General features: G+C 52.5%; 9 protein-coding genes and 1 tRNA gene. 6 read left to right on the top strand and 4 right to left on the bottom strand.

Annotation, left to right across the window (positions count from 1 at the left end):
• Nucleotides 1-824 precede the first annotated feature (824 nt).
• The 4 genes from Q9R34_RS21490 to Q9R34_RS21475 all read left to right on the top strand — a co-directional run bounded on the left by Q9R34_RS21490 (nucleotide 825) and on the right by Q9R34_RS21475 (nucleotide 2,821).
• Nucleotides 825-1,064 carry a hypothetical protein gene (locus Q9R34_RS21490; protein ID WP_094112313.1) on the top strand — a complete coding sequence of 80 codons (240 nt, stop codon included), beginning with the start codon at nucleotides 825-827 and terminating at the stop codon, nucleotides 1,062-1,064.
• A gap of 103 nt (nucleotides 1,065-1,167) precedes the next feature.
• A complete protein-coding gene (locus Q9R34_RS21485) occupies nucleotides 1,168-1,347 on the top strand; it encodes a Rop family plasmid primer RNA-binding protein (RefSeq protein WP_094112312.1) in 180 nt (59 codons plus the stop codon).
• 10 nt (nucleotides 1,348-1,357) lie between these two features.
• Entirely contained in the window at nucleotides 1,358-1,780 is a 423-nt protein-coding gene (locus Q9R34_RS21480) for a helix-turn-helix domain-containing protein (RefSeq protein WP_094112311.1), read from the top strand.
• Nucleotides 1,781-2,581: 801 nt separating this feature from the next.
• The gene (locus tag Q9R34_RS21475; protein WP_094112310.1) at nucleotides 2,582-2,821 is read left to right on the top strand and encodes a DUF2442 domain-containing protein; all 240 of its coding nucleotides are present in this window, start codon (nucleotides 2,582-2,584) and stop codon (nucleotides 2,819-2,821) included.
• 529 nt (nucleotides 2,822-3,350) lie between these two features.
• Here the strand turns inward: Q9R34_RS21475 and Q9R34_RS21470 are convergent.
• Entirely contained in the window at nucleotides 3,351-3,578 is a 228-nt protein-coding gene (locus Q9R34_RS21470; RefSeq protein ID WP_094112309.1) for a hypothetical protein, read from the bottom strand.
• Between the two features lie 294 nt (nucleotides 3,579-3,872).
• Between Q9R34_RS21470 and Q9R34_RS21465 the strand changes: the two genes are divergently transcribed.
• Nucleotides 3,873-4,058, top strand: a complete 186-nt coding sequence (locus tag Q9R34_RS21465) for a con-10 family general stress protein (RefSeq protein WP_094112308.1) — start codon at nucleotides 3,873-3,875, stop codon at nucleotides 4,056-4,058.
• 210 nt (nucleotides 4,059-4,268) lie between these two features.
• Here the strand turns inward: Q9R34_RS21465 and Q9R34_RS21460 are convergent.
• A tRNA-OTHER gene (locus Q9R34_RS21460) sits at nucleotides 4,269-4,343 on the bottom strand.
• Between the two features lie 469 nt (nucleotides 4,344-4,812).
• A complete protein-coding gene (locus Q9R34_RS21455; RefSeq protein ID WP_094112307.1) occupies nucleotides 4,813-5,049 on the bottom strand; it encodes a hypothetical protein in 237 nt (78 codons plus the stop codon).
• Nucleotides 5,050-5,332: 283 nt separating this feature from the next.
• On the opposite strand from Q9R34_RS21455, the gene Q9R34_RS21450 reads away from it, so the two are divergent.
• Nucleotides 5,333-5,518, top strand: coding sequence for a con-10 family general stress protein (locus Q9R34_RS21450; protein ID WP_094112306.1), 186 nt, complete (start codon nucleotides 5,333-5,335; stop codon nucleotides 5,516-5,518).
• Nucleotides 5,519-5,616: 98 nt separating this feature from the next.
• Here Q9R34_RS21450 and Q9R34_RS21445 read toward each other — a convergent pair whose 3' ends face one another.
• Nucleotides 5,617-5,931: an ArsR/SmtB family transcription factor gene (locus Q9R34_RS21445; RefSeq protein WP_094112305.1), complete on the bottom strand. Its 315-nt coding sequence runs from the start codon at nucleotides 5,929-5,931 to the stop codon at nucleotides 5,617-5,619.
• Nucleotides 5,932-6,011 lie beyond the last annotated feature (80 nt).

Raw genomic sequence — 6,011 nt, 5'->3', positions numbered from 1 at the left:
CAAGCACCTTAAAATCACCATCATACACTAAATCAGTAAGTTGGCAGCATTACCACTCTTTCAGTCCCAGCACTAGTATGAAAGTGTACGGAGATGGGAGCCATAGATGCACCTCAAAAACTCCACTACACACTAAATCAATAATTTGGTAGTTCTACCAAAATGATCTTCTTGAGATAATTTTCCTCTGCGCGTAATCTCATATCCTGTAAACAAAAAAACCACCGCTACCAACGGTGGTTCGTTTGCCGGAATTTAGAGCTACCAACTCTTCCTTCCGAAGGTAACTGGCTTAAACGGAGCGCAGTAACCAAAACTGTCCTTTCAGTGTAGCTGTAGTTGGGCTCACACTTCAAGAACTCTGTGTATAGTCCGCTATACAAACTTCGCTCCGTAAAACCGTTACCTGTGGCTACCGCCATTGGCGCTTTGTCGTGTCTGTCAGGGTTGGACTCAAGAGAACAGTTACCTGAACAAGACGTGGTAGTCGGGCTGAACGGGGAGTTCGTGCATACAGCCCAGCTTGGAGCGAACCACCTAAGCAGCACCCAGTGTCAGGCGTGGTATGAGAAAACGCGGCCATAACAGCGGAAAGACACGGGCTAAGCTGTAAGGTGGGAACAGGAGAGCGCACGAGGGAGCCACCGGAGGGAAACGTCCGGTATCTTTAAGTCCTGTCGGGTTTCGCCCCTTCTGATTTGAGCACCGGAAATCAGCAGATTTCTGTGATGTTCGTCAGGAGGGCGGAGCCTATGGAAAACCGGGATGCCGGGGACCTAGCTCGGGGGGGAAAGGGGGGCTGTTGACGTTGAACTGGAGGGTCTATGGCTGGTCGTCTGCATGTTGTATCTAAGACTGAAAAGCAGTTTCTTGATGACGCTGTTTTTGCAGCGGAACGGGCAAAAGGCAAAAAACTGTCCGGTCCGGAAAAAAAAGAGGTGCTGCGCGTTGCCCGTGAGCAGCTTCTGGGACAGCGTGAAGCTGAGGCCGCTAAACAGGCACGGGCAGAAGAACGTCAGGCCGCTGAATTCACCTGGATCAAACCTAAGCCTTTCCGTCGTTAGCCGGTAACGCTCGCCGCAGCGTTCATCTGGCGCAGCCAGGGGAACCGAGGAAGCGTCATTTCACCTGTTTTCAGCATATGGCTCTTACGCAACGGAGCGTCTGATGACGAAACAGCAAAAAACTGCGCTGAACATGGCAAAATTCATTCAGGACCAGAGTCTGCTCCTGCTGGAAAGGCTCAACGAGCTGGATTTTGACGGTGAAGCGGATATGTGTGAAAAGCTCCATGAGGATGCTGAACGTCTTCACAGGAGTCTTCTGGCAACGTTAACTCAGGAATAGCGAAATCTGCATGGCAAAAGTGTCAATCAGTGAAGCAGCCAGGCTTGCCGGCATTAGTCGCCCTACCATTTACAAGCTGATGAACAGTGGACAACTTAACTTTACGTCTGTTGTAAAGGCGGGAAAGACTGTAAAGAACATTGATACATCTGAGCTTATCAGAGTTTTTGGCACCATTGGGAACTTCCCTGCAGCAACAGAATTTACAGTAAAGCCAGAGCAGGAAATTACACAGGTTAACAGTCCTGATTTACAAGATTTACAGCATAAAATTGAGTTGTTACAGAAGGAAAATGAAGGTTTAAAAGAGGCTGTAGCCTCCCGGGATGAACATATCAGCTCCCTTCGGCAGGCAATGCTGCTTCTTGAGCATAAACAGGACACGCAGCAGCCCTTACCGCCTCCGGCTAAATGGTGGCAGTTCTGGAAATAACAGGTTTTTAAACCTGTAACCTTACTTTTACCCGGTGCTTCGGTCCCGACGACACGGTTACTTTTGCGCTTCCTGCGTCTCAGCTGGTATCTGTGCATCGGGATGACAGATTGTTGAGTTCTTACGAGGTTTCCCCAGGTCGCTGACCTGTTCGCGGCTTACGCCGGGCTGACTTGCGTCAGACTCCCTCCACACACCCGCTTCCGGGTGTCGCCATCGATACCGAGCTGATTATTTTCCTTTCTTTCTGAATACGTCTGCAGTGATGTCCGCAGCGCTGGGTTAAGGCCCCTTCTGGGCGTATGAAAACACGTAATACGTGCACGTCAGATTGTGGAGATCGCCGTCAGGCGTTGTGCCGCAGGGGCTGCAGCGTGGTTTTTTCACGCGTCACTTTGTTCTCGTTTCACTCGAACCAAAGTGACGCCGTTCAGTCCGGAGGAGCGTTTGCCTCTGCAAACAGGTGCATTCCGGAAGACGGAATGGTGATCGCAGGGTGTAGCGGGCTGTCATGGTTATGACTGCCGGCAGCGGATGGCAGGGCGGTCGGTGCCGGTCACTGCATTGTGAAATGTACCCTCATCGTCGCGTCGTAGGTGCGCTGTTTGTGACGATATCTGCTTCCAGGGGCGGGCAGATGTACCACGCTTTGCGTTCTCCCTTTCAGGCTGCGGGAGTGTTCTCTACAGCCACCCGAAGGCGATCCTCTCAGGCCGTGGGATCATTGGTGGTCGTCATGGACGACAGGATTACCCGGGCATACTATCAACGTAAATTCGTGACGGTCAACCGGAGGTCGTGATGAGCGTATCTATCAAGTCGGCAAAATTTGATCCCTACAACATGTGGCTGCAGCTGAGCGACGGGCGCACCCTGGGCGTACCGCTGTCTTATTTTCCCACGCTGGCCGCCGCCACCGCAGAGCAGCTTGCAACGTTTGAACTGAGCCCGCGCGGCATTCACTGGGACGGGCTGAACGAAGATCTGAGCCTTGAGGGCTTTCTGGTCACGCAGAAACTGCAGCAGGTCAGAACACCCTAACGCCGGACAGGAAATGTTTTGTGACCACAGCCGGCTGCGCCGGCGCCACAAAACAGCGGGACAAGATGTGTCTCTGGAGTACCGCCGGCGCGCCAGAGCTTTTCATCAGGCGCGGCCCGATACCCTGAATTTCGTCCGGACGAAATTTTTCTGTAGTTAAGACTAAGGGCAGGATTCGCGAAGTGGTAGCGGATGCACCCACTGCAAAGCTGCCGCGCCTGGCGGCTTGGCCAACGCTTCACGGCCGCACAGTAAACTGCGCGCCCGTTCACCGTTATCCGATGAGTTTTATGCCGGAAATATGCCCTTGGTTACAACATACGCGTGAAACCGCCCACTATTCACCTGCGTGCATAGCCATGCAGCCGCGCAGAAATTATCAGGGCGGATTTTCGCGGTTCCGGGCAGGGAAAGGGCCGGGTTCTGGCCCGGAGGCCGCAGAAACGCGCTGAGGGGCTCTCAGGGGGTGCGGGCAAGAACTCTTATGTTAAATACGGGTGCCTGACCGGTTCACCCGGAGCTGCCGCGCTCAGTGCAGAGATGACGCCTTGCTGCCGACCTCCAGAATTGCCGACTGGATGTCTCTGATAGCGCTGCGTATCGCTGCCTCCCGCCACGGTTCCTCTGTTGCGAGCAGGAAGGTCTGGAGCTTCAGGAGCAGTGTGGCATTGGTTATGCGCGCCCTCTCATCGAGCAGATCAATGACGGCCTCGCCCATTACTGTGTCAGACAGCCTTTCTTCTTCGTTTCTGTACATGCGTGACCTGCTGCTGTGAAAGCTCTGCCTGGACGGCAGGCGAAGCCTACAGAATACGTGAAAACTGCCGCTCTGGCAGGGAAGGAACTTAAATAGCTTTACGTTGCCCTATTAGAGACAGAGATATTCCTCTGTAACGAATTTTCCCCGCCCTGAGCGGGTTTTTTTTGCCTTAAAAACGTCAAAAAACGATCGATGCGGCAGTCTGAGCGCTGTGCACGCCTGATTAAGCGCAGAGGGAAAAAGTTAAGGCTATGCTTTATCTGGCTTTACTTAACTCAAACCGGAGGCGTTATGACGGGACGTAGAGGCGGTGCCGGCAATTTTGCGGAAAATCCAGAACGGGCTGCAGAAGCCGGCCAAAAAGGTGGCCGCATAAGCGGCGGGAACTTCAAGAATAACCCAGAGCGAGCCCGTGAAGCAGGCAGAAAGGGAGGCAAGATCAGCCGGAGAGGTGCTCCTGAGCGCAAGGTTTCCTGAGATGAGTTGCTGAAGACCCGCCCTGGCGGGTTTTTTCATGCCCTGCGCAAAAGTAGCGTTATGTTAAATACAACATGCAGGCTGAGGGGGCAAAAAGGGAGCCGTCGATATTTTATGACCGGCTTCGCCAGCGCCATACAGGCCAGACTGGCAGGGCTGCATCCTGTTAAGCGCTCAAAAAAAGGACGCTGGTATGCTGCGGAACAAAGATGGAACGGGCAGCAGGAATTGAACCCGCATCCTCAGCCGTAACAGCTGATGTAATACCTTTTATACCACGCCCGTGTAAACCTACCGAAAGCGCAGGATCAGCACAGTCAGAGGGATGGCTTGCCGGAAAGCTGTCTTTTGGGCGACACGCAGGAGGTGCTCGTGAGGCGGGTACCGCACCGGCTGCAGACAGCCCCGTGAGGCGTATGCGGCTTTTCGCTCCCGGTGGTGTATCGGAATGTCTGGCTCCCGCATTTCGGGCAGTGAAAACACAGATTGCACATATTAATCTGACCGTTCCGCTTATCTCATGATAATAAACTATAGTTACCGTGATTCCTTTCAGTTATGCAAACTTTAATGCCGCAATGGCATGAGTCCTGTGATGTGTACGGTCCAGTTTTCAGCTTGAGGCCCCGCGGTTGTGTTTTGCGGGGCTTTTTTTATGAAGCCGGTACGGCCCTGAGCGGCTTTTGTGGTCATGCGCAAAAGAGATGTTATGGTAAATCCGGGGGGCTGGCCGGTTCACCCGGAGTTACCGCGCTCAGTGCGTAACTGACGACTGTGCGCCTGTTGTGTTGCCTTCCAGGACTACCGCCTGAACGCTTCTGATGGCGTCGCGTATGGCCGTCTTCCGCCACGTTTCATCTGCGGCGATCAGGAAAGTCTGGAGCTTCAGAAGCAGCATGGCATTGGTTATGCTCGTCCTCTCATCGAGTAGCTCAAGAATAGCTTCGCCAATTATTGTGTCAGACAGCTTTTTGTCTTGGTTTTCGTACATTGTGGACCTGCTTGCTGTGAGTTATGCCCGTACGACAGGCGAAGCCTGCAGGATACGTGAAAACTGCTGCTCTGGCAGGGAAGGAACTTAAATAGTTTTACGTTGCCCTATCAGAGACAGAGATATTCCTCTGTAACGAATTTTTCCCGCCCTGAGCGGGTTTTTTTGCCTTAAAAAACGATCGGTGCGGCAGTCTGAACGCGGCGCACGCCTGATCCGGCGCAGAGGGAAAAGGTCAAGGCTATGCTTTATCTGGTCTTACTTAACTCAAACCGGAGGCGTTATGGCGGGACGTAGAGGCGGTGCCGGCAATTTTGCGGAAAATCCGGAGCGGGCGGCAGAAGCCGGACGGAAAGGCGGTCAGGCAAGCGGGGGAAATTTCAGAAACAGTCCTGAACGGGCCATTGAAGCCGGCAGAAAGGGTGGTCAGATCAGCAAGAGAGGCTCTTCTGGCCGCAAGGATGCCTGAAACGCGTTGCCCAAAACCCGCCCCGGCGGGTTTTTTCATGCCCTGCCCAAAAGGGATGTTATGGTAGATATGAATATTTGTAGCATCTTCTTCCCGTTTTATAACTGCTGTAGAGATATAATGACAGCATCTGTCATCTTTTTTATGCGAAATTCGCTGCGGCGGTAATAAGTCCATTTACCCACCTTTATCGCTTCAAGTAGTCCAGCATCATGCAAACTTTTTAGGCATAGCGAGGTTGCGGGTTGTGATAAACCCGCCTTGTCCTGAATGAGACTGGCACAGACACCATATTTTTCGAAAGGAAAAAGCTGAGAATAATCAGCAAATTCCTCTTCTGGATTTTTCAGCCATTTTAGGATAGAAACCCGAGTAGGGTTACCTAGTAACTTAATGGCATTTTCCGGTGACATGCTGCCTCACAAAATTAGGGATAATAAACAGGATAATCAGTATATCCTTTCTCAGTACCACCATATAGAGAGGATCTGTC

Source organism: Enterobacter sp. BRE11, assembly GCF_031844285.1.
GTDB lineage: Bacteria > Pseudomonadota > Gammaproteobacteria > Enterobacterales > Enterobacteriaceae > Pantoea.
The sequence above is the reverse complement of the archived record's forward strand: the minus strand, read 5'-3'. Positions and strand labels throughout refer to the sequence as shown.

Excerpts from the sequence above, each read along its gene's own strand:
- Q9R34_RS21455 (WP_094112307.1), bottom strand. The coding sequence starts at position 5,049 with ATGTACGAAAACCAAGACAAAAAGCTGTCTGACACAATAATTGGCGAA.
- Q9R34_RS21485 (WP_094112312.1), top strand. The coding sequence starts at position 1,168 with ATGACGAAACAGCAAAAAACTGCGCTGAACATGGCAAAATTCATTCAG.
- Q9R34_RS21470 (WP_094112309.1), bottom strand. The coding sequence starts at position 3,578 with ATGTACAGAAACGAAGAAGAAAGGCTGTCTGACACAGTAATGGGCGAG.
- Q9R34_RS21445 (WP_094112305.1), bottom strand. The coding sequence starts at position 5,931 with ATGTCACCGGAAAATGCCATTAAGTTACTAGGTAACCCTACTCGGGTT.
- Q9R34_RS21465 (WP_094112308.1), top strand. The coding sequence starts at position 3,873 with ATGACGGGACGTAGAGGCGGTGCCGGCAATTTTGCGGAAAATCCAGAA.
- Q9R34_RS21490 (WP_094112313.1), top strand. The coding sequence starts at position 825 with ATGGCTGGTCGTCTGCATGTTGTATCTAAGACTGAAAAGCAGTTTCTT.
- Q9R34_RS21475 (WP_094112310.1), top strand. The coding sequence starts at position 2,582 with ATGAGCGTATCTATCAAGTCGGCAAAATTTGATCCCTACAACATGTGG.
- Q9R34_RS21480 (WP_094112311.1), top strand. The coding sequence starts at position 1,358 with ATGGCAAAAGTGTCAATCAGTGAAGCAGCCAGGCTTGCCGGCATTAGT.
- Q9R34_RS21450 (WP_094112306.1), top strand. The coding sequence starts at position 5,333 with ATGGCGGGACGTAGAGGCGGTGCCGGCAATTTTGCGGAAAATCCGGAG.